This window comes from Roseateles sp. SL47, from assembly GCF_026625885.1.
GTDB lineage: Bacteria > Pseudomonadota > Gammaproteobacteria > Burkholderiales > Burkholderiaceae_C > Roseateles.
The window spans coordinates 3546802-3569026 of the sequence record NZ_CP113068.1 but is presented as its reverse complement, the minus strand read 5'-3'; the positions used below and the strand labels follow the sequence as shown (position 1 = coordinate 3569026).

16 protein-coding genes are annotated in these 22225 nt (G+C 64.7%); 5 read left to right on the top strand and 11 right to left on the bottom strand.

The features are described from left to right. Positions 1 to 3 precede the first annotated feature (3 nt). The 9 genes from OU995_RS15780 to OU995_RS15740 all read right to left on the bottom strand — a co-directional run bounded on the left by OU995_RS15780 (position 4) and on the right by OU995_RS15740 (position 11869). Positions 4 to 1776: a GMC family oxidoreductase gene (locus OU995_RS15780; RefSeq protein ID WP_267830969.1), complete on the bottom strand. Its 1773-nt coding sequence runs from the start codon at positions 1774 to 1776 to the stop codon at positions 4 to 6. 190 nt (positions 1777 to 1966) lie between these two features. Then, positions 1967 to 2677, bottom strand: coding sequence for a gluconate 2-dehydrogenase subunit 3 family protein (locus OU995_RS15775; RefSeq protein ID WP_267830968.1), 711 nt, complete (start codon positions 2675 to 2677; stop codon positions 1967 to 1969). Between the two features lie 390 nt (positions 2678 to 3067). Further along, entirely contained in the window at positions 3068 to 3319 is a 252-nt protein-coding gene (locus OU995_RS15770) for a MoaD/ThiS family protein (protein ID WP_267830967.1), read from the bottom strand. Positions 3320 to 3324: 5 nt separating this feature from the next. Further along, positions 3325 to 4602, bottom strand: coding sequence for a gephyrin-like molybdotransferase Glp (gene glp / locus OU995_RS15765; protein ID WP_267836279.1), 1278 nt, complete (start codon positions 4600 to 4602; stop codon positions 3325 to 3327). A gap of 88 nt (positions 4603 to 4690) precedes the next feature. Further along, positions 4691 to 6100 carry a threonine synthase gene (gene thrC, locus OU995_RS15760; protein WP_267830966.1) on the bottom strand — a complete coding sequence of 470 codons (1410 nt, stop codon included), beginning with the start codon at positions 6098 to 6100 and terminating at the stop codon, positions 4691 to 4693. After that, positions 6097 to 7719, bottom strand: coding sequence for a hypothetical protein (locus OU995_RS15755; RefSeq protein ID WP_267830965.1), 1623 nt, complete (start codon positions 7717 to 7719; stop codon positions 6097 to 6099). The genes thrC and OU995_RS15755 overlap by 4 nt, the downstream gene beginning before the upstream one ends. Positions 7720 to 7903: 184 nt before the next feature. Then, positions 7904 to 9253: a hypothetical protein gene (locus tag OU995_RS15750; RefSeq protein WP_267830964.1), complete on the bottom strand. Its 1350-nt coding sequence runs from the start codon at positions 9251 to 9253 to the stop codon at positions 7904 to 7906. Between the two features lie 42 nt (positions 9254 to 9295). Beyond that, entirely contained in the window at positions 9296 to 10612 is a 1317-nt protein-coding gene (locus OU995_RS15745) for a homoserine dehydrogenase (protein WP_267830963.1), read from the bottom strand. Positions 10613 to 10642: 30 nt separating this feature from the next. Beyond that, a complete protein-coding gene (locus OU995_RS15740; RefSeq protein WP_267830962.1) occupies positions 10643 to 11869 on the bottom strand; it encodes a pyridoxal phosphate-dependent aminotransferase in 1227 nt (408 codons plus the stop codon). Positions 11870 to 11970: 101 nt separating this feature from the next. Between OU995_RS15740 and OU995_RS15735 the strand changes: the two genes are divergently transcribed. The 3 genes from OU995_RS15735 to OU995_RS15725 all read left to right on the top strand — a co-directional run bounded on the left by OU995_RS15735 (position 11971) and on the right by OU995_RS15725 (position 15122). After that, complete coding sequence (locus OU995_RS15735) at positions 11971 to 12345, top strand: Mth938-like domain-containing protein (RefSeq protein ID WP_267830961.1); 375 nt, start codon at positions 11971 to 11973, stop codon at positions 12343 to 12345. Between the two features lie 195 nt (positions 12346 to 12540). After that, a complete protein-coding gene (locus tag OU995_RS15730; protein WP_267830960.1) occupies positions 12541 to 13020 on the top strand; it encodes a peroxiredoxin in 480 nt (159 codons plus the stop codon). 365 nt (positions 13021 to 13385) lie between these two features. Then, complete coding sequence (locus OU995_RS15725; RefSeq protein ID WP_267830959.1) at positions 13386 to 15122, top strand: PhoH family protein; 1737 nt, start codon at positions 13386 to 13388, stop codon at positions 15120 to 15122. Positions 15123 to 15297: 175 nt separating this feature from the next. On the opposite strand, the gene mdtD is transcribed toward OU995_RS15725, so the two are convergent. Beyond that, the gene (gene mdtD / locus OU995_RS15720) at positions 15298 to 16818 is read right to left on the bottom strand and encodes a multidrug transporter subunit MdtD (protein ID WP_267830958.1); all 1521 of its coding nucleotides are present in this window, start codon (positions 16816 to 16818) and stop codon (positions 15298 to 15300) included. An 83-nt stretch (positions 16819 to 16901) separates the two neighbouring features. Between mdtD and OU995_RS15715 the strand changes: the two genes are divergently transcribed. Next, complete coding sequence (locus OU995_RS15715) at positions 16902 to 17855, top strand: HAD family hydrolase (RefSeq protein WP_267830957.1); 954 nt, start codon at positions 16902 to 16904, stop codon at positions 17853 to 17855. Here OU995_RS15715 and OU995_RS15710 read toward each other — a convergent pair. Next, complete coding sequence (locus tag OU995_RS15710; RefSeq protein ID WP_267830956.1) at positions 17827 to 19734, bottom strand: propionate--CoA ligase; 1908 nt, start codon at positions 19732 to 19734, stop codon at positions 17827 to 17829. The genes OU995_RS15715 and OU995_RS15710 overlap by 29 nt on opposite strands. 358 nt (positions 19735 to 20092) lie before the next feature. Here OU995_RS15710 and OU995_RS27485 point away from each other — a divergent pair, with 358 nt between their 5' ends. Continuing rightward, positions 20093 to 21352: a C40 family peptidase gene (locus OU995_RS27485; protein WP_324288564.1), complete on the top strand. Its 1260-nt coding sequence runs from the start codon at positions 20093 to 20095 to the stop codon at positions 21350 to 21352. Positions 21353 to 22225: the final 873 nt, after the last annotated feature.

Here is a 22225-nt window from a genome sequence, read left to right as displayed (position 1 = left end):
CACTCATGCCTGCACCAGCGGGCCAGGGTTCTTGAGGTAGTGCTTCTTGATGGCTTCGGCCGCAAACAGCGTGATGGCGCCGATGGTCGCCGTGGGGTTGGCCTGGAAGTTCTGCGGGAAGGCATTGCCGCCCGGCACAAACACGTTGTGCACATCCCAGGACTGCAGATAGCGGTTGAGCGCCGAGTCATGCGGCGACGTCCCCATGACGGCGCCGCCCACGTTGTGGGTGGACACGTACTTGGTGATGTCCCAGTTGGCATCCATCTTGAGGAAGTTTTCCGAGATGGCATCCGGCTTCAGTTCACCGGAGATCTTCAGCACGATGTCGCGCAGATAACGCTGCAGCTTCAACTCGTTTTCACGCCAGTTGAAGGTCATGCGCAGCAGCGGCTGGCCCCACGGGTCCTTGTAGTTCGGGTCCAGGTCCAGGTAGTGGCCGCGATAGGACATGCAGGTGGTGGTGATGCTCACGCCCATCGAATGCCCGTACCAGTCCACCATGCCTTCCTTCCAGCCCTTGCCCCACTGCGGCGTACCGGGTGGCAGCGCGGCGCCGATCGGCGTGCCGGTGGCCTGCGAGCTGTGGATCTTGGCGCCGCCGATGAAGCCCAGCTTCGGGCCGTCCTCGAAGTTGCCCGGGGAGATGTCATTGAACATCTCGCCGGTGGCGCCGGCCGTCGCGAACGGATTGAAGTGCTTGTCCTTGAAGAACAGCGTCGCGCCGCCGTTGGACAGGAACGCATAGTTGCGCCCGATGGTGCCGGTCTCGGAGATCGGGTCATACGGCTTGCCGATGCCCGACAGCAGCATCAAGCGCACGTTGGCGAACTGGAAACCGCTCAGGATGACGATCTTGGCGGGCTGGAACACCTCCCGCTGATGCTCATCGATGTAGGTCACGCCCTTGGCCGTCTTCTTGTCCGCATGCAGATCGACGCGGATGACGTTGGCATTGACCTTGTAGTCGAAGTTGGGCATGCGCTTGACCACATCCAGGATGGTGGTCTGCGGCGATGCCTTCGAATAGTTGAGGCAGGGATATTTGCTGCAGTAGCCGCAGTAGTTGCAGGGGGCCAGCTGCGCGCCGTAAGGGTTGGTCCAGGCCTGCGACACATTGGCCGAAGGATTGGGGAACGGGTGGTAGCCCAGTTTGGTGGCCACGTCCTTGAACATCGAATTGTTCAGGGTGTCCTTGAGCGCGGGCAGCGGATAGGGGCTGGAGCGCGGCCCTTCAAACGGGTCGCCACCGGGCTGCAGTTCACCGCGCAGGTTGCCGGTGTTGCCGGACAGCCCGCAGACCTTGTCGAAGAAATCGAAGTGCGGCTCGATTTCGTCCCAGGTGAAGGGGAAGTCCTTGATGCGCATGTCGGCATCCAGCTGGCCCTTCTTGTAGGCCTTGTCCGCATAGGTCTTCAGCTTCAGGTCGGTCGGCGTCGGGCGGATCAGCACACCGGTCCAGTGCAGGCCGGAGCCCCCCACGCCGGTGCCAGGAGCAAAGGCGCCCCACTTGCGGGTGGGCAACGCCGTTTCCTCGCGGGTGTAGCGCACCGTCAGCGCCGCCTCGCGAGGCGTGGCGAAGACCTTGTTGCGCGTGTTGTAGGCGTATTGGTCGGCCGGCTTCGGGTATGCAAAGTCTTCCGGCGGACGATCCGGACCACGCTCCAGCGCGCGGACCTTCAGGCCTTCCTTGGCCAGTTCAATGGCCATGATCGAGCCGGCCCAGCCGAGCCCGACGATGACGACATCCACCTCGTCGTTGGTGATGTTTGGCATGACATGTTTCCTGCGGTGGCCCCGGCCTCCACTCAGGGAGCTGCGGGGCGGGCGCCTCTCCCTGCGGGTGCGGCGGCACTCCGGCATGCAAGAGGCAGAACGGTGGGTGGGCAAAGGCTGCTGGGACGCCAGTCAGCTCATCGCCCGGAAAGCGCGGGCGGCCGCCTGCGGCGCCTGCGCGGGCGAGCGTTCAGGCGCGTTTGCCGCTGAGGCTCACCGGTCCCAGCGGGTACTTGCGGTTGTGCTGGTCCACCCACTCGGTATAGGCCGCGCGGGCGCCGGGGAAACCAATGGCGACCCAGGCCTTCATGTCCTTGTTGCCACCGTACTTCGGGTCGGCCAGATAGCCGTTCTTGGTGTCGCCCAGGAACTGGCCGAAGAACTGCGAGGCCTTCAGGGTCGGCTCGCCCAGCGCAGCGAAGTCCACGGTGTTTTTTTGCAGCGCGGTCAGGAAGGCGTCCTTGTCCTTGTCGGACAGCTGCTCAAACGGCTTGCCATGCTGCTTCTGGCAGGCCTGCTGGGCCAGCTTGATGCCGATGCGGTAGGTGTCCTGCGGCGCGTACGGCAACTGGAATCCCAGCGTGGCGGGGGCATCGGGCTTGTGAGGGCCCTGCAGATAGATGTCGTTGCCCAGACCTTCGCGCAATTGCTGGTCGATGAACACCGGCACGTTGGTTTCCAGCGCCCCGGGGCCGCGCCCCTCGGCAGGAATGAAGCGGTCGCAGGCCGCCATCACGAAGGTCCATTCGGCCGGGGTGAAAAACACCGGCTGGTAACGCTGCAGCTCCACCCCTTCCAGCCCTTCGGCTTTGGGTTGACCCAGCGGCATGGCCACGATGGGCACGGCGGCAGCGGACGCCAGCAGCAGGGTGCGGCGCGAGGAAGTGAACTTGGATGTCATGACGGCTTGCTCCGAAATGGGCTGGCGGTGTGGCGGCCAGTACGGCATTGGTAGCGATACCAATCCCGCGAAGCGGCATTATCAAGAGGCTGCGTACACATTGGTACCGGTATCATTCACGATTCGCACAGGACGTAGTGAACTCCTCAATCCTCGGGGCGACATACGCCCACCACCGGCGCCTACACTCCCGCGTTGGCCACCGTGGGTCTGAGCAACCACAGGCGAAGCATCATGTCCATAGAAGACAAATCGTCCGGGCGGTCCGAGCGGTCTGGCAACGGGGGCCGGATCGGCTGGGTCGAGATGTCGCGCACACCCGCTCCTCCACCTACGGCGGTCGACGTGTCCTCAGCCAGTGCTGAAGATCCACGCGCTGGCGCTGAAGGCTCAACCGCCCGTCACGGGCGGGAAAAACGCCACCTCGGCGCCATCGGGCACCAAGGCATCTTCCCGGCTCATCACCTGATTCAGCGCGCAGCGCACGGCACGCCCACGGGCCAGTGCCGCCGCATGGGCCTCGTCGCTGGCGATCAGGGCATCCCGCAGCGCCCCCAAGGTCAGACCCGGCTGATGGGCCACCTGCTCCTGCGGGCCAAGGGCCTCGCGCAGCGAGGCAAAGTAACGCACGGTGATGGTCATGGCGCTCAGAACAGATCGTTGAACGGCAGGAATCGCAGCAACTGGCCGGGCGCCACCGTCGCGCCGGGCGGCAACTCGATCAGCCCATCCGCCCAGGCGGCGGAACTCATCACGCCGGAGCTCTGGTTGCCAAACAGGGCGAGACCACCTTGGTCGGTGACCCGCCCCCGCAGGAATTCGCGACGCTTGTCCGCCTTGGTCCAGGTGAACTCGGCCGGCAGCTGATAGCCGCGCGGCGCCCATTGCGTGGCGCCTTGCAGGCGCAACAGCACCGGACGGACAAACAACAGGAAGGTGACGAAGCTGGACACAGGGTTGCCGGGCAGCCCCATGTACCAGGTGCGGCCTTGCGGCGCGTCCGGGTGATGCACCTCACCAAATGCCAGCGGCTTGCCCGGCTTGATGGCAATCTGCCAAAGATCGAGCCGCCCTTCCCTCTCCAGCGCGGGCTTGAGATGATCCTCTTCGCCGACCGATACACCGCCGGAGCTGAGGATCAGATCACTGTCACGGGCGGCATCCCGCAGCGCGGCCCGGGTGGCGTCCAGCGTGTCCGGCACGATGCCCAGGTCTCTCACCTCGCAGCCCAGCGCCAGCAGCAAGGCATGCAAGGTGGTGCGGTTGGAGTTGTAGATCTGGCCCGGGCCCAGCGGCTGGCCCGGCAACACCAGCTCGTCGCCGGTCGAGAACAGCGCCACACGCGGGCGGCGGGCCACCGTCAACTCGGCGGCGCCGGCCGTGGCCGCCAGTCCCAGTGCGGCGGCGTTCAGACGCACCCCAGTCGTCAGCACCGTCTCGCCGCGGCGCAGGTCTTCCCCACGGCGACGAATGTGCTGCCCCTGCGGAACGTTCAGCGGCACCCGCACCTGGCCGAGCCCCCCCGAGGGGTCGGCCACGGCTTCACACTGTTCCTGCATGAGGATGGTGTCCGCGCCTTCGGGCACCGTGGCGCCGGTGAAGATGCGTGCGGCCGTGCCGGGCTGCAGCGGCGTCGGCACGGAGCCGGCCGGCACGCGTTGCGCCACAGGCAGCAGCGCGGTCGGCTCACTGCCCGGTTCGCCGGTGCCTGTATTGGAGTCGCTCGCCGATCCAGCGGTCAGCGCCGCCATCCGGACGGCATAGCCGTCCATGGCGCTGTTGTCATAAGGGGGCACGTCCAGCGGGGACACCAGATCCTGCGCCAGGATGCGCCCCAGGGCCAGCGGGGTGCTGACGGACTCGGTGATGCCCAACGGCTGCACCTGCGCCAGCAGACGCTCCAGCGCCTGCTCCATCGGCAGCATGGGGGCGCGCACTGGTGTGGCGGTCGCGCTGGGGGTGACAGCGGACGATCCGCCGGTTGCGCCGGTTGCGGCGGTTGACTTCGAAGACTCAGACATGGGTGGCGATGAACTGCTTGACCAGCTCCACCGAGACCGGCATCACCTGCACCCGCTTGGGCCGGCTTTCCAGATCGGCCAGGGCCGCAGGCCGGGGCGGCACCAGACCGAGGGCCTCCTCGATGGTGGCGGCGAATTTGGCGGGCAAGGCGGTTTCCAGCACCAGCATCGGCACCCCGGGCTGACGCTGTTCCAGTGCGACCTTCAGGCCGTCGGCGGTGTGGGTGTCGATCACCTGACCATAGCGTTGATGGCACAGACGGATGGTGGCCACGCGGTCCGCATGGGTGCTGCGGCCGGAGCTGAAACCAAAGCGCTCGGACATGCGCGCGCGTTCCTGCTCGGTGAGCGCGAAGAAGCCCTGGGTGGAGAGCTGCTCGCCGAAGAGCTGGCGCACCCGGGTGCCGTCGCGATCCAGCAGGTCGAACACAAAACGCTCAAAGTTGCTGGCCTTGGAAATGTCCATGGACGGGCTGGAGGTTTCCAGCGTCTGGGCGGCGCCACGCGGACGATAGACGCCAGTCCGGAAAAACTCGTCCAGCACGTCGTTTTCGTTGGTGGCCACGACCAGACGCTCGATCGGCAGGCCCATCATGCGGGCGACATGCCCGGCGCAGACATTGCCGAAGTTGCCTGACGGCACGGTGACACTCACCCGCTGGTCATTGCCGGACGTAGCCTGGAAATAGGCGGCAAAATAATACACCACCTGGGCCAGCAGACGCGCCCAATTGATGGAATTGACGGTGCCAATGCGATAGCGGCGCTTGAAGTCCAGGTCGTTGGAGACGGCCTTGACGATGTCCTGGCAGTCGTCGAACACCCCCTGCAGCGCGAGGTTGTGGATGTTGGCGTCCTGCAGGCTGAACATCTGGGCCTGCTGGAAGGGGCTCATGCGGCCATGGGGGCTGAGCATGAACACCTGGATGCCGGCCTTGCCGCGCATGGCGTATTCCGCCGCGCTGCCGGTGTCGCCGGACGTGGCGCCCAGGATGTTGAGGGTTTCACTGCGGCGGCCGAGTTCGTACTCAAACAGCTGCCCCAGCAACTGCATGGCCATGTCCTTGAAGGCCAGCGTGGGCCCGTTGGACAGGGCCACCAGGGCCAGGTTCTCTTCCAGCGGCTTCAGCGGCGTGATCTGGGGCGTGCCGAAGACCGCTTCGGTGTAGGTGCGGCGTACCAGGGCCTGCAGATCGTCGGCGGGGATGTCGTCGATGTAGAGCGACAGGATCTCCACCGCCAGGTCCGCATAGGACAAGCCGCGCCAGCGGGCCAGCGTGGTGACGTCCACCTGCGGATAACGCACCGGCAGGTACAGCCCGCCGTCAGGGGCCAGGCCTTCCAGCAGGATGTCGCAGAAGTGGCGTTCGGCGTGGTCGCCGCGGGTGCTGATGTACTTCACGAATCGGACAGTCCAGTAGAGGGATGAGGGAGGGCCGGAACAGGCACGCCAGATGACAAAAAGTCCGCCTGATCGGGAGAAGCAGGAAGCTCTGGAAACCGAGCGGACCACTCCATTTTGAGGCCAGACATCTCCTGCTCGATTTCTGGAGTGGGCGAGACGGTCTTCGCCATGGTCAAACACCGCCAGCGAAGCAGCAAGGCTCGCGGGGAGCGCTGCTCCTGTTCAACCAACCGGGCTGACAACTGTACAGCGAGTTGGACAGCCTCATCGGCGGATCGGAGATGGGCTTGGTGGAGGAATCGGGCGGTGGAGAGTGTGTAAGTGACCCAGTTGGCTTGGGCGTCGTGCTCCCAAATACCCAACGCAGCCGCCGATCGGATTTGCTCAATGGCGTCCGCCATCTTGGGCAGAGCCAAAGCAAGATCCCCTTGAAGCAGGTGGATCTGGGCCAGCCCTAGCGACGAAAGACCCAGCAGCAGGCGAGCTCGATGCGTGTCCACCTGATCATCCAATGCCTTGAGCGCGCTCTCATGAGCTTCATCAAACGCGCACAAGGCATCGCTCAATGAGCCACGAACGGCGCGCACATGCCCCCATGCCATCAAGGTCATGGCAATGGACATCAACTCAATGAAGCCGCCCGGCGCGAAGCCGCGTCTGCGCTGGTCCAGCAAGTCTCGAAGCACAGCTTCAGCGCGACCCCAATCGTCCAATGTCGCCAAGGCGAACCACTGTGCGTCCTTCGCCGTGGCGCCAAGTACTTGGTTCAAGGCGTTATTGGGGTCCTGCGCCCGGAGGCTGGTTGCGACATCCACAGCGGAATCGTAATCCGCGATGGCCATCGGCGCCTGCCGCCGAACCAAATGGACATCCGCTCGAGCCAGATATGCAAACGTCAGTTCCCACAGGGCCCCGATGCTTTGACCATGGTCGCCGGAAGCGGACCGTGCGCTCGCCAAGCGCACCAGAGCCTCTGCAGTCGCCTGCGCCATCGCCACTTGCCCGGCGGCCAAGGCCTCACGAACGTGAACAGCACCGTCAAACACCTGCAGATCCAATATCGCAGGATCAGACAGATCCATCCCTTCAGCGTGGCGCGAACTCATCGCCATTCGCCATCGCTCAAGCCAGGACGAAGTAGGCGGCGTGGCCACCCGCTCATACAAAATCGTGTGAACGATGAATGGATGCAGGTCGGACGCACGGACATGGTGCTGAGGGCGCAGCCCATCCAGCGCCAAGGTCACCGTCAGGCTTCTCACATGCCAAAGGTCCGGTGCGAAGGAGGCCGCCTCACGCAGACCGTCCTCGGGCAGCAGCAGGATCATCGGCCCCTTCAACGTCGCCTCAAGCGAACCGCGTCTTTCGTTCAGACGGCTCAGCAGCTCCACGCGCTCCTGGTCCCAGCGCTGGATGCCATCACCCCGATGCGCCTCCAGCCAGCAGAGCCGAACTCCGTGACGCCCCACAGATTCAAAGGTGCGCTCCAACGCACTGGCGGAAAAACCTTCGGGATGAAGGAGCGACACCTCCGCCATCGCGTCAGGGCTGCCCAGCCATTGCTGTACACGGGCCCTTAATGGCGACACCAGAATCGGGTCGCGGACAAAAACCACAACCCATCCAAAGGAATGCAGCAGACCAAGACGGCGCTCAAGCTGCGGCCAGACGCGGTCAAAGCCCGGGTCAGCCGCCCAGTCCCTTGCCGTGTCCCTCACGGGCCCCGTCCCTGCGTCAGGCCCCAGTGTCCGTTCTTGAACTGGCCCTGCATCAGACCGCCCCTCCGGCCGACTGCCAGCTTCAGGCTGTGGATTGGGGCTCATGGACGGGCGACGGCGGCGGGGTCCATCCGTCGATCAAGGGCCAAAGCAGAGGATTGAGGTCCAGCCAGTCTTCGCCGTTGCGGTAGTTCAGCACCGCGCGGACATCAAAGAAATGAGCCACGACCGAGAGGTCATCCCGCCTGCCCAGGCTGAGCGAGTTGTCGTCGCCGATACGCTTCAACAACGCGTATTCATCTCGCACAACCAGATTTTCAAAGTCACCCTCATGCCGCCGAATCACGGTGCCGATGATCTCGTCGTGCGCGGCCAGCGGCAGACGTTCCGGATTGAAGTAGGCCGCATCCAGCGTGTCGATCAGCAAGCGACGAAGCAACTGCCGCATATCCCCGCCCGAGGCCAAGATCAGACGGTCCAGCGCCCCCTCCGAGATCACTTCTCGCCATCCCGAAAACCGGCGCTCCACCACACCTCGCATCGCAGCAACGCCGCTGCCCCGAGGCACCCGGCGGCCGGTGGAAGGTGCTTCATACACCCGAACCGAGGCCAACATGAACAGTCGGACCAACGCTTTGACGTTGGTCAGATAGGGGAGATAGGGAGGGACGGCATACACCATCTGCACCCCAGGCACACGGAGCTGGTTCAGGTCACCGTCAAACATGCGCACGATGCGCGCAAACATGTCCTTGGCTTCGCTGCCCACGCCCCGCAAACGCTCCAGCGAATCAACAATCAGCACGACCTTGCTTCGCTGCCAGTGAGTTCGCACTTCGTCGGCCATCTGGGAGATGTAGCCGCAACATTCGGCCATGACCCGCTCACGTCGGGACAAATCGAACCCCTGCAAACGCTGGGCAATGGACTGTTGCTGCTTGCGAAACTCGGCTCGCACCCCACCCACAGTCACGCCTGTGATCTCCACCTCGGACTGAAGCCACGTCGCGAAGCGCTTGAGGAGCCCGCCAGGAGGCTCGGGCCTCTGCCCCAGCGCATCCGGCTGGCTCAAGCGGTCGGCAAAGGCGATGGCGATCACCAGCAACAAGGTCACCGTATCCACCGGATGGGTGTCGCTGAGGTAATCCATCGCATCGACGATGTACGCGCGCGTATCGTCGGTGCCATTCAGCACCGCGGCCAAGCGTTTGAGTTCCGTGCTCTTGCCAGTGCCGCGCTGGCCACTGAAGTAGTAGAGCCCTTCTTCGTCCGAGCGGCGAATGGCACGCTCCAGCAGGACGATCACATCCTCCGCCCCCGCCCCATGAAGGTGGTGGACGTAGAGGTGGCTGTGATGGTCCAAGGGCCCAGGATCATTCGCCAGGACCTTGGAAAATTCGTCCACCAGGACTTGGAGCGGATGGGCACTCATGAGCAGTCAGCAGCAATTTGAACGCTGCTGCATTCTGGCATTTCAGGCCAGCTCTTCCTTGCGCAACTTCACAATCGGCGCCAGCACGGTCTCCAGGGCCTGCATCTGCGCCAGAGCCTTGGTCATGCGGCCTTCCTGCGTGTCGTGCGTCAGGATGATCAGGTCGGTCTGGCTTTCGCCCTCGGCGGATTCACGCTGCAACACCGCATCAATGCTGATCTGATGCTCGGCCAGGATGGTGGTGATGCGCGACAGCACGCCCGCCTGGTCCGCCACCCGCAGGCGCAGGTAGAACGCGGTCTGCACCTGATCCATCGGCAGGATGGGGGTGTTGTTCATCGCCTCCGGCTGGAAGGCCAGGTGCGGCACACGGTGATCCGGGTCGGCCGTGGCCAGCCGGGTGATGTCCACCAGGTCGGCAATCACCGCCGACGCCGTAGGTTCCGCGCCCGCGCCCTTGCCGTAATACAGCGTGGTGCCCACCGCATCGGCCTGCACCAGCACCGCATTCATGGCGCCCTCGACATTGGCAATCAGCCGGTTCGCCGGGATCAGCGTGGGATGCACCCGCAGCTCGATGCCGCCCACGTCCTGACGACGCCGCGCAATGCCCAGCAACTTGATGCGATAGCCCAGTTGCTCCGCATATTTGATGTCGGTGGCCTGCAACTGCGTGATGCCCTCCACATGTGCGCTGTCGAACTGCACCGGAATGCCGAAGGCAATCGCGCTCATGATGGTGGCCTTGTGGGCCGCGTCCACGCCTTCAATGTCGAAGGTCGGGTCGGCCTCGGCATAACCCAGGCGCTGCGCCTCCTTCAGCACCGTGCCGAAGTCCAGGCCCTTGCCGCGCATTTCCGACAGGATGAAATTGGTGGTGCCGTTGATGATGCCGGCAATCCATTCAATGCGGTTGGCGGTCAGCCCTTCACGCAGCGCCTTGATGATGGGAATGCCACCGGCCACCGCCGCTTCAAACGCCACCATCACGCCCTTGTCGCGGGCGGCGGCAAAGATCTCGCTGCCATGCACCGCCAGCAGTGCCTTGTTGGCCGTCACCACATGCTTGCCGGCAGCAATCGCCTCCAGCACCAGGCTGCGGGCCACGCCATAGCCGCCAATCAGCTCAACCACGATGTCGATGTCCGGATTGGCAATCACCTGGCGCGCATCCGACACCACCGTGCAGGCATCCCCGACGATGCTGCGGGCCCGCTCCACGTCCAGGTCGGCCACCATGGTGATCTCAATGCCGCGACCCGCGCGCCCCCGGATGTCTTCCTGGTTGCGACGCAGCACCTGGAAAGTGCCGCCCCCGACGGTGCCAATGCCCAGCAGGCCAACTTTGATCGGATTCATGGTCAAGATTCTTTCAATGGGTCACTCGTGTCAGCGGTTGTGGCGTTTGCGGTAAGACGCCAGGAACCGCTCGATTCGGCCAACTGCCTCACGGAGGTCGTCCGTGTTGGGCAGGAAAACCAGTCGGAAGTGATCGGGGGTCTTCCAGTTGAAGCCCGTCCCTTGAACGATCAGTACCTTTTCCTCTGCCAGCAGGTCATAGGCGAACTGCTGGTCATCCTCGATCGGATAGATCTTGGGGTCCAGGCGGGGGAACATATACAACGCTGCCTTGGGCTTGACCACGCTCACGCCCGGAATCTGCGAGAGCAGTTCATAGGCGAGGTCGCGTTGGCGAGCCAGGCGGCCGCCCGGAGCCACCAGATCGTTGATCGACTGGTAGCCGCCCAGGGCGGTCTGGATGGCCAGTTGGCCGGGAGTGTTGGCGCACAGCCGCATCGAAGCCAGCATGTTCAGGCCGGTGATGTAGTCCATGGCATGCCGCTTGTCACCGGACACCACCATCCAGCCGGCACGGTAGCCACAGGAGCGGTAATTCTTGGACAGGCCGTTGAAGGTGAGCGTCAACACGTCGTCCGACAGGGACGCAATGCTGGTGTGCACCTCGCCGTCATACAAGGTCTTGTCGTAGATCTCGTCGGCCATCACGATCAGCTGGTGCTGGCGGGCAATCTCGACCAGGGCCTGCAGCAGCTCCTTCGGATACAGCGCGCCGGTGGGATTGTTGGGGTTAATCACCACAATCGCCTTGGTGCGGGGCGTGATCTTGGCGCGGATATCGTCCAGGTCCGGAAGCCACCCGTTGGACTCATCACACACATAGTGCACCGGCTCACCACCGGACAAGGCCACGGCGGCGGTGTAGAGCGGATAGTCCGGCGCCGGCAGCAGCACTTCGTCACCATTGTCCAGCAGCGCATTGAGCGCCATCACAATCAGCTCGGAAGCACCGTTGCCCAGGTAGACATCGTCCACCGTGACGCCGGAGATGCCCTTTTCCTGGCAGTAATGCACCACCGCCTTGCGCGGAGCGAACAAACCCTTGGAATCGGTATAGCCCGCCGCGTCGGGCAGGTTGCGAATCATGTCCTGGACGATCTCGTCCGGCGGTTGCAGGCCGAAGGCAGCGATATTGCCGATATTCAGCTTGATGATTTTCTGCCCTTCCTCCTCCATCTGCCGCGCCTTGTCCAGCACGGGTCCCCGGATGTCGTAGCAGACATTGGCCAACTTGCTGGACTTGGTGACGGTCTTCAAGATTTCTCCAGAGGAAAGACGGGAAAATAGCCCTTGATTTGAACACAGGGTATGGAACGGAAGACGGCATCCGGCCTGCGTCACTGCCAAAATCAGCCTCAATGAAATTTCAACTCGACCAGCCGCAGGGCGGCAACACCATCTCCCGGCACGACGGCCGGAGCGTCTGGGTCAATGGCACGGAGCACCGCAGCAGCCTGCTGGTGCCGTGGCAGGGCACGGTGGAAGACTGGCGCCTGACCCGCTTTGAAGACCTGACCGAGGAGCATTTCCAGCGCATCCGGGACCTGAAACCGGAACTGGTGATCTTCGGCAGCGGCAGCCGCATCCGGTTTGCCCGCCCGCAGTTGCACCGGGCCCTGATTGACGCCCGTATCGGCATGGAAACCATGGACCTGGGCGCTGCCTGTCGCACCTACAACGTGCTGGCCAGCGAAGGCCGGGCCGTGCTGGCAGCGCTGCTGATCGAGACCTGAGGCTCCGCCCCGCGCGGGCTGGCGCCCGGGCGTCCACGGGCTCCTCGCGCAGCTCTGCCTCAAAATTGAGCGGCGTGAACGGTACAGCGCCCCGGCTGGTTGACCGATGACTGCCGGCATGGGCGATGGACAACCCATTCAACGTATAATCGCTGGCTATGCCCGCCCGGGCACCTTTCTCTCTGAAAACGCCACATGACGCCAGCGCTCAACAAACCTCTTCCGGATATTGAAGCTCTTGCCACCGGGGGCGTGAAGTTCACCCCATCGGCATTCCACGGCCGCGCGGTGGTGCTGTACTTCTACCCGAAGGACAACACCCCTGGCTGCACCACGGAAGCCATGCAATTCCGCGACCATCACAAGGAATTTGTGAAGGCCGGCGCGGTGGTGCTGGGTGTCTCGCGCGACAACATGGCATCGCATGAGAAATTCAAGCAGAACCTCGAGCTGCCGTTCGAGCTGATCGCCGATACGGAAGAAAAGCTCTGCCACATGTTTGGCGTGGTGAAGAACAAGATCATGTACGGCAAGAAGGTCAAGGGCATTGAACGCTCCACCTTCCTGATCGACGCCCAAGGCGTGCTCCGCGAAGAATGGCGCGGCATCAAGGTGGCCGGCCATGTGGACGAAGTCCTCCAGGCGGTGAAGGCCCTGCAAAAAGAAGCTGCTTGATAAAAGCCGCCTGATTTTTGCTCGCGCCAGCGCCAGACGCTCGTCCGCCACCGTCCGAGTATCAGCGCCAGCCGGCTCCGGGCCCTGCCCGCGGCCGGCTTTCTTTTGCGTCACTGTTGTATGGGAACCTCGTCACCGGGGACCGGGCACGAGTTGTGCATAATCAACCGCATGCCCCAGTGCCCCATCGCAGCATTCCCAAGGACGAGCCGCACCGCCCCCGGTGCGGCTTTTTGTCTTCTGGACGACGCTGACCCTGAAAAAGCCGCCGATACCTCCGGCTTTTTCCGCCACGACGGCCACTCGGGCATGACCCCTGGTCCGCTCGGACCCAGGCTCTTCACGCTTGCCCCGCTCATTCGCACATGCCACTGCCCAAGCCTCCGACCAAGCGCGCCAGCCGCCTAGATTCCGACGCCTTCGCCACCACGCTCACACCCAGCAAACGCCCGCCCAGCACAAGCCGGCCTGCCACCGCCTCGGCCGAGCCCTTGTCCGCCCCGCCCCTGCTGGACCCGCCCACCCCGGTGTCCCAGGCGGTGGCGGCTTCGCACGCGCCCATCACGCCGGCCGCCCGCCACCGGGCCGAGCCCGAAGCCCGCAGCGGCAACTCGCCGTCTCTGGCGCTGGTGGCCCCGGCCGCCGCCCAGGCCCCTGCCCGCAAAACGGCGCCCAACAAATCCCGTGTCCGCAAACCGGCGGGTGACCCCAAGCTCTTTGTGCTGGACACCAATGTCCTGATGCATGACCCGATGTCGCTCTTCCGCTTTGAGGAACACGACATCTACCTGCCGATGATCACGCTGGAGGAGCTGGACGGTCACAAAAAGGGCATGACGGAAGTCGCCCGCAACGTGCGCCAGGTCAGCCGGGAGCTCGACGCCCTGGCCGCCGCGCTCAAGTCCAGCTCCATCGAAGAGATGTCCAAGGGCTTGCTGCTGAGCGAGACCGGCCACCGGGAAGCCGGCGGCAAACTGTTCTTCCAGACCAGCCTGGTGGAAACACCCCTGCCGCAAGGTTTGCCGCAAGGCAAGGCGGACAACCAGATCCTGGGCGTGGTCCAGGCCCTGAAGCAGCAGCAACCCGGCCGGGAAGTGGTGCTGGTGTCCAAGGACATCAACATGCGCATCAAGGCCCGCGCACTGGGCCTGCCGGCGGAGGACTACCGCAACGACAAGACGCTGGAAGATTCCGACCTGCTCTACACCGGCGTGCAGCAGTTGCCCCCGGACTTCTGGGAGCGCCATGGCAAGACCATGGAGAGCTGGAACCAGGGCGGCACCACCTTCTACCGCATCAGCGGCCCGCTGGTCCCCACCCTGCTGGTCAACCAGCTGGTCTATCTGGAAGCACCGGGCGCCGCCCCGCTGTACGCCAAGGTGCAGGAGATCACCGGCAAGACCGCCGTGCTGCGCACGCTGAAGGACTACGGCCACCAGAAGCATGCCGTCTGGGGCGTGACGGCGCGCAATCGCGAGCAGAACTTTGCCCTCAACCTGCTGATGGACCCGGACTGCGACTTCGTCACCCTCACCGGCTCGGCCGGCACCGGCAAGACACTGATGACGCTGGCCGCCGGGCTGTCGCAGGTGCTGGATGAACGCCGCTACAGCGAAATCATCGTCACCCGGGTCACTGTGCCGGTGGGCGAGGACATCGGCTTCCTGCCCGGCACCGAGGAAGAAAAGATGGGGCCCTGGATGGGAGCGCTGGACGACAACCTGGAAGTCCTGGCGCGCGGCGACAGCACGGCCGGTGAATGGGGCCGCGCGGCCACCAATGACCTGGTCCGCAGCAAGATCAAGATCAAGAGCCTGAACTTCATGCGAGGCCGCACCTTCCTGAACAAGTACGTCATCATCGACGAGGCGCAGAACCTGACGCCCAAGCAGATGAAGACGCTGATCACGCGGGCGGGCCCGGGCACGAAGATCGTCTGCCTGGGCAACCTGGCCCAGATCGACACGCCCTACCTCACCGAAGGCAGCTCCGGCCTCACCTTCGCCGTGGACAAGTTCAAGGGCTGGGCGCACAGCGGCCATGTCACGCTCGCTCGGGGCGAGCGCTCACGGCTGGCGGACTTCGCGTCCGAAGTGCTCTAAGGATAGGGGCTCTCGCCCCTTCCCCAACACGACAGCAACACCGCCGCGAGGCGGTGTTTTTCGTCGACCCGCTCGCGCAACAGCCACAGAGACCGCACGGAGGATTCGCCAAAGCCACAACAAGGTCGCGGCCGGACACACCCTGGCAGGTGCTCAGGAGTCGCTCAGGAGTCGCTCAAGATTCGCTCAACCGCGACTCGTCACCGTCCTTGGCCGATCCCTCATCCATCCGCAGTTGATGGAAGATGAACGCCGCCATCGCTGCCATGGCGCCCAACGCCAGATAGGTCGCATGGAAAGCCGGCACCATGCCAGGCCCATCGGAGCGCGGCACGCCTTGCGAGAACAGCAGCAGGAAGGCGCTGGACGTGGCCACGCCCAGGCTCATCGAGAGCTGCATCACCACCGCCAGCAGGCTGTTGCCGCTGCTGGCCGTGCGCTCGTCCAGATCCCCCAGCGTCAGCGTGTTCATCGCCGTGAACTGCATGCTGTTGACCATGCCAAACACACCCAGGTGGAGGGCCAGCCAGACATGGCCGACATCCCGGGGAATCAAGGCGAAGCTGGCGATGAGCAGCCCCAGCAGCAGCGTATTGATGATGAGCACCCGGCGGTAGCCGCCCCAACGGATCAGGCGAATGGCCAGCGTCTTGGTGAACATCGCACCCAGCACCGAAGGGATCATCGACAGCCCGGCCTCACTGGGCGAGAAGCCCAGCCCCAGCTGCAGGAACAGCGGCGTCAGGAAGGGGGTGGCTCCGCTTCCCAGCCGCGCGAAGATGTTGCCCAGCAGGCCGATGCGGAAGGTGGGCACCGCAAACAGGCTGGGCGTGAACAGCGGTGCTTCGCTGCGGCTGGCATGCAGCCAATAGGCCATCATGCAGGCCACACCGGCCACCAGCATCACCAGGCAGATGGCCACGCTGACCACATGCTCACCAAACCCTTGCAAGGCCAGTGACAGCAGCATCAATCCGAAGCTGAACAGCGCATAGCCGCTCCAGTCGAAACGCTGCCGCCCGACGCCCTTGATCTGCGGCATGTAGCGTCGGCAGGCCATGGCGCCGATCAGCCCCACCGGCAGGTTGATCAGAAAAATCCAGTGCCAGCTGGCGTACTGCGTCAGCACACCGCCCAGCGTCGGGCCCAGCAGCGGCCCCACCAGACCCGGCAAGGTGATGAAGGTCATCACCTTCAGGAACTCCGCCTTGGGGAAGGACTTCAACACCACCAGCCGCCCCACCGGCACCAGCAGCGCGCCGCCCATGCCCTGCAGCACCCGGGCCAACACCAGCACCTGCAGGCTGGGTGACACCGCGCACATCAACGAGCCGAAGCTGAAGAGCCCGATGGCCCAGAGGAACACGCTGCGGGTGCCAAAGCGGTCGGCCAACCAGCCGGAGGCCGGAATCAACAAGGCCACCGTCAGCAGATAAGCCACCACCGCCGACTGCATGCGCAGCGGGTTCTCGCCCAGGTCCCTCGCCATGCCGGGCAGCGCGGTGTTGAGGATGGTGGTGTCCAGCGTCTGCATGAAAAACGCCAGCGCCACCACCCAGGGCAGGTAGCGATGGGTGGCTGCATCCAGCACGGGCCGGCCGGTGGTGGGGTGCAGCGGCGTAGTGCCACTGGTGGCACTGGTAGCGCCGGTGGCGCCGGTGGCGCCGGAAGATGGGGGCGACGGAACAACTGGCATGGTGCCAAGTATCCGATGCCCGGGCGCCAGCGTACGATCCGTTGGGGCGCAGGTGTTCGCTGCGCCGACCGGACCGACACCTCATGCGCTTTTACGTTTCCGACCTGGACGGCACCCTGCTGGACCCGCAAGCCCGTCTCTCCCCCTCCACCCGCGACGGCCTCATGGAGCTGCTCCATGAAGGTCTGGCCTTCACCGTGGCCAGCGCCCGCCATGTGGTGTCCATCGCCCGGATTCTGGAAGGTCTGCCGATCCGCCTGCCGGTGGTGTCGTCCAATGGGGCCTACATCAGCGACCTGCGCACCGGCCGCCATGAACTGGTCAACGCCATGGAGCCCGCCATGGGCCAGGCTCTGTTCGGCCTGGTGCGTCGCCACGGGCTGATGCCCTTCATTGCCACCCATGGCCCGCAAGGGGATCAATTGTTCTGGCAGGAGGTCCACAACGAGGGGCAGCAACGGTTCGTGACCGAGCGCCAGCGCAATGCGGACCCACGCCTTCGCCAGGTGGACCGGCTGCAGGACCAGTTGGGCGACGCGCTGGTCACGCTGCTGGTGGTGGACAAAGCCGAGCCCCTGGCGGCGCTACAGGCGGAGATCCATGCGCTGTTTGGTGATGCCGTCACCACGCATCTGGCCGAAGACCTCTACATGCCGGGATGGCCCTGGCTGAACGTGCATGACCGTAGCGCCAGCAAGGACCAGGCCATCACCACCCTGGCCCAGCGCTACCAATTGCACGACCGGGAGCTGGTGGTGTTTGGTGACCAGGTCAACGATCTGAGCATGCTGCGGGCTGCCCACCATGCGGTGGCGGTGTCCAACGCCAGTGACGACGTCAAGCAGGCGGCGCACCGCATCATCGGCGCCCATCATGAAGACGCCGTCTTGCACTTCATCCGGGAGGATTGGCGCACGCGACGCCACGTCTTCGTCGGCCATCCCTCCACGGACGCGTCGCCCCCTCTCCACGAGCGGCTCAGCCACGAGCCGCCTTCAGAGCGGCCCTCTACTGGTCTGCCGCCAGCAGCGCCTTGAGCTGCTCCAGCGCGACCGGGTCTTCCATGGTGCTGAGATCGCCGGTGTCGCGGCCCTCGGCCACCGCCTGCAGCGCGCGGCGCAGCAGCTTGCCGGAACGGGTCTTGGGCAGAGCCGCCACCAGCCGGACCCGGGAGGGCCGCGCCACCGCGCCCAATTCGGCATCCACCTTCTTCAGGATGTCGCCTTCCAGCGCCAGGGCCTGGGCGGGGGTCTCTGCGCGTGAGGGGTCCCGCAACACCGCAAAGGCCAGCGCCACCTGCCCCTTCAGCGCATCGGCCACGCCCACCACCGCCACTTCCGCCACGGCGGGATGACCGGCGATGCACTCCTCGATTTCGCGGGTGCCGAGCCGGTGCCCGGCGACGTTGATCACATCGTCGCTGCGCCCCAGGATGAAGTAGTAGCCCTGCTCGTCCCGCACCGCCCAGTCGAAGGTGGAATAGACCTGACGGCCCGGCACGCTGGACCAATAGGTGCGCAGAAAGCGCTCATCGTCTCGCCACACCGTCTGCATGCAGCCCGGCGGCAAGGGTCCATCGATCACCAGCAAACCCTTCTGATGGGCGCCGTGCAGCACGTCGCCGGTCTGCTCATCCACCAACTGCACACGATAACCATACATCGGCACCCCGGGCGACCCGAATTTCGGCTCCGCCGGCGCCACCCCACGGGCCAGCGTCAAAATCGGCCAGCCGGTTTCGGTCTGCCAATAGTTGTCGATGATCGGCTTGCCGATGGCCTCCGAAATCCATCGGGCGGTAGGTTCATCCAGGGGCTCACCCGCCAGGAAGAGATGGCGCAGGCTGCTCAGGTCATGCCGGGTGAGGAAGGACGGATCCTGCTTCTTCAGCACCCGCACTGCGGTGGGGGCGCTGAACATCACGGTCACGCGATGCCGCTCCACGAGATGCCACCACACCCCGGCGTCCGGCCGCGTCGGCAGGCCCTCATACATCACCGTGGCCATGCCGGCGATCAGCGGCCCGTAGACGATGTAGCTGTGGCCGACCACCCAGCCGATGTCGCTGGTGGAGAAGAAGGTTTCGCCTGGCCGTCCATCAAAAATGTGACGCAGGCTGGCAGCCAGGGCCACCGCATAACCGCCGGTGTCCCGCTGGACGCCTTTGGGTCGCCCGGTGGTGCCGCTGGTGTAGAGCGTGTAGCTCGGCGCCTCGGACTGCAGCCAGACACAAGGCACCTCGGCCTGCAGATGCGCCTCCCGCAGCGGCGCGTAATCCAGATCCCGGCCGGCCTGACGCTCGAAGGGGCTCAGGCCGCGGTCCACCATCAGCACCGCCCGCGGTGGATGGGCGCTGAGCCGCAAGGCCTCATCCAGCAATGGCTTGTAGGGCACGATCTTGCCGCCCCGGCTGCCCGCATCGGCACTGATGATCAGCACCGGCTCGGCATCGTCAATGCGATTGGCCAAGGCATGGCTGGCAAAGCCGCCAAACACCACCGAATGGATGGCGCCCAGCCGTGCACAGGCCAACATGGCAAACGCGGCCTGCGGAATCATCGGCATGTAGATCAGCACACGATCGCCCTGCTTCACCCCTTGCGCCTGCAACACTGCGGCCATGATCTGCACCTCACGATGCAACTGGGCAAAGCTGTAGATCTCTTCACGGTCCACCTCGCTGGAGGACCAGATCAAGGCGGTGGCGTCGGGCCGCGTGGCCGCATGGCGGTCCACCGCGTTGTGGCAGAGATTGGTGGTGCCGCCTGCAAACCATCGAACGAATGGCGGTCGGCTGATGTCACAGACCTGCTCAAAGGGCTGACCCCAATCGATCAACTGGGCCTGCTCGGTCCAGAATCCATCCGGGTCGCTCAGTGAGCGGTCGTAAAAGGTCTGGTAGTCGATCGCGGTCATCGGGCTGTCTCCATCTGGCGCTCTGAGCGGCGCCATGGGTTGATTTCACGCATGGCGTCTGACGACACCCTGACCCGGGCTACGAACCAGGCCTGCGCATTTGCCCCATATCAAGAACGAGACGCTTCGAGATCGGCCCAAGCTTTACACCCGCGAAAAACGCACGCCAACTCACGATCGGAAACTTCTTCAAACACCTTTTGTCATCACCTGTATGGTTCAATGCGGGTTTTCCTGAGGGGAGACTCGTCGCCCTGTCGAGGACTTTCCCGAAGCCAGGTAGCGGCCCTGGGGCAATCCCCAAGGTCCGATGCTTGACCAGCGCGGCTCCGCTTCTTAAGCTCCGCGCCCAATAACGATGCGAACTGTCCGTCCTACTTCTTCTGCTCCTCACCGCAAGAATGTCCAGCGCGCCACGGCCGCACTGGGCCTGCTTTGCGCCTTGACGGCCGGTAGTTGCTGGGCGCAACAAACAGCGCAGGCGGCAGACGGTGAAAAACCCGCCGCCGCAGCCAAGCACAAGCAGAACGGCAAGCAGAGCGCCAAGCCCGCTTCAACAAGTGCGGCCAATACGAAGCGCGATACGAAGAGCGATACGAAGAGCGCACACTCGAAGCAGGGCAACGACAAGAGCAAGCCGGGCACGGCGGCTGCGGCAGAAAAAGCTGACAAGGCCGACAAAGCTGACAAGGTCGCCAAGGCGGACCTGGACGCCAAGCCCCAGCAAGACAAGCCACAAGACAGGCAGCAAGACAAACCCGAGCTCAAGCGCGCGGACAAGGCCGACGCCAAGGTGGCGGACCTCCTGGCCCCGCCTCCGGGCACGATGATGGGCGCCTACGGGCAGAGCCTGATGCGCACAGGCAGTGGCGCTGGGCATGCGGCCGGTGTGACCTCCTCGTCCGGCACGGCCATGAATGCGCAGGTGGGCAGCCTGTCGGCCGCTGCACCGGCAGTGGCCTCGGTGGCGGCTGCGCAGAATGCCTCGGCAACGTCTGGGGCCATGGCACCCAGCATCACCGCCGCAAACACCATGATGGCCCCGGCAGCGCCCGCGCTTCCGGCCACCGCCATGATGGGCGCCGCAGGTGTGTCTTCCAGTGACTCCGTCTCGCGCTTCCTGCAGCAACACGGCATCGTCGCGCAGGCACAGGCGCAAACGCAGGCAGAAAACGCCGCGCTGGCAGGCAATCCCAGCCTGCTGAATGAAGTGCGGGACCGGGCCTCCAACCTGGTGCTGTCGGCCATGAACTTCCTCGGCGTCCCCTACCGCCGCGGTGGCAATTCTGTGAGCAATGGTTTCGACTGCAGCGGCTTCACGCGCCACATCTTCGAGATGAGCGTGGGGCTGGTGCTGCCGCGTCGTGCCGACGAACAGGCCAAGATGTCTTCTCTGATTTCGATCAAGAAGGAAGATCTGAAGCCTGGCGACCTGGTGTTCTTCAACACCATGCGCGCCACGTTCTCCCACGTGGGCATCTATGTGGGTGAAGGCAAGTTCATCCATTCCCCGCGTGCAGGCGGTGCCGTGCGTGTGGAAGACATGCGTGAGGCTTATTGGGCCAAGCGTTTCACTGGCGCGCGCCGCGCGGATCTGACTCAGGCCCCCAACACCTGAGGCACGGCGGGGCGGCGCCCCCCTGCCCCTTGGGCTCCTGCCCATTGCCTCAACCCACTGTCCGCGATCAGGCGGACGGGTTCTCTGCCCCTTCCTTGCTTCAACGTCTGACGGACCCTCGGGTAATCGAGTAGCCGCAGTTGCGCTCATGCAGAGCGCCTGACCACAGTCCAAGCGATGTTCCGGGCTATGCTGCGGCTGGAGCGACTCCTGACCGCTGCAGCCACCTTGTCCGCCGTTCTCTCCTCGGAATATCCGCCTGCCCGCCCCCCCAACCATCTGGGACCCGCCCTCATGCTGGCGGTGCTGCTGCATATGCTGGTGGTTTTGGTGGTGGGCAATGCCCCAGGGGGCACGGCAAAGCCTGGCGAAGGCGTATGGGGCCCCATCAGCATCCGGCTGCAGGGCGATCGGTATGAGCAGGGATCGGGAGAGCCGGCTGTCATCGTGCCGGAGCGCGGGCCGGTCGGGACGGCGATGGAGCAGCGTCATGGGGGCACCGTGCGAACGGAGCAGCCGCCTGCCGACAGCGCGCCGGGAGCCGCCAGACAAGGGCAGTGGCGGCAGACGCCCGGGGAACGGTTGACGGGTGATGAAGACCCGGGGGCGCGAGCGGAGGTGAAGGCAAGCGCGCGAGGGGCCGAAGCGCCTGCTCCGGTCACACGCGAGCAAGCACCCCAGGCAGCGAACCCGCTCCCCCGTGCGCAGGGAAACCCCACCACCGCAACAAGCACTGAGACACCCACCTCGACGGCACCTGCCACTCCATCGACCACACCGGCACCGATATCGCCATCCCCGGCTGCTGAACCTCCCACGCCGACGGCCACCTTGTCTCTGCCTGCGGACAATTCCCCGACGGTGGGGCGTCTG

Bases quoted from the DNA above. Each gene is read 5' to 3' on its own strand.
- OU995_RS15715 (WP_267830957.1), top strand. From the start codon at position 16,902: ATGCGCTTTTACGTTTCCGACCTGGACGGCACCCTGCTGGACCCGCAA.
- OU995_RS15745 (WP_267830963.1), bottom strand. From the start codon at position 10,612: ATGAATCCGATCAAAGTTGGCCTGCTGGGCATTGGCACCGTCGGGGGC.
- OU995_RS15735 (WP_267830961.1), top strand. From the start codon at position 11,971: ATGAAATTTCAACTCGACCAGCCGCAGGGCGGCAACACCATCTCCCGG.
- OU995_RS15780 (WP_267830969.1), bottom strand. From the start codon at position 1,776: ATGCCAAACATCACCAACGACGAGGTGGATGTCGTCATCGTCGGGCTC.
- OU995_RS15710 (WP_267830956.1), bottom strand. From the start codon at position 19,734: ATGACCGCGATCGACTACCAGACCTTTTACGACCGCTCACTGAGCGAC.
- OU995_RS15775 (WP_267830968.1), bottom strand. From the start codon at position 2,677: ATGACATCCAAGTTCACTTCCTCGCGCCGCACCCTGCTGCTGGCGTCC.
- glp (WP_267836279.1), bottom strand. From the start codon at position 4,602: ATGCTGCCGATGGAGCAGGCGCTGGAGCGTCTGCTGGCGCAGGTGCAG.
- OU995_RS15725 (WP_267830959.1), top strand. From the start codon at position 13,386: ATGCCACTGCCCAAGCCTCCGACCAAGCGCGCCAGCCGCCTAGATTCC.
- OU995_RS15730 (WP_267830960.1), top strand. From the start codon at position 12,541: ATGACGCCAGCGCTCAACAAACCTCTTCCGGATATTGAAGCTCTTGCC.
- OU995_RS15750 (WP_267830964.1), bottom strand. From the start codon at position 9,253: ATGAGTGCCCATCCGCTCCAAGTCCTGGTGGACGAATTTTCCAAGGTC.
- OU995_RS27485 (WP_324288564.1), top strand. From the start codon at position 20,093: ATGCGAACTGTCCGTCCTACTTCTTCTGCTCCTCACCGCAAGAATGTC.
- OU995_RS15770 (WP_267830967.1), bottom strand. From the start codon at position 3,319: ATGACCATCACCGTGCGTTACTTTGCCTCGCTGCGCGAGGCCCTTGGC.
- mdtD (WP_267830958.1), bottom strand. From the start codon at position 16,818: ATGCCAGTTGTTCCGTCGCCCCCATCTTCCGGCGCCACCGGCGCCACC.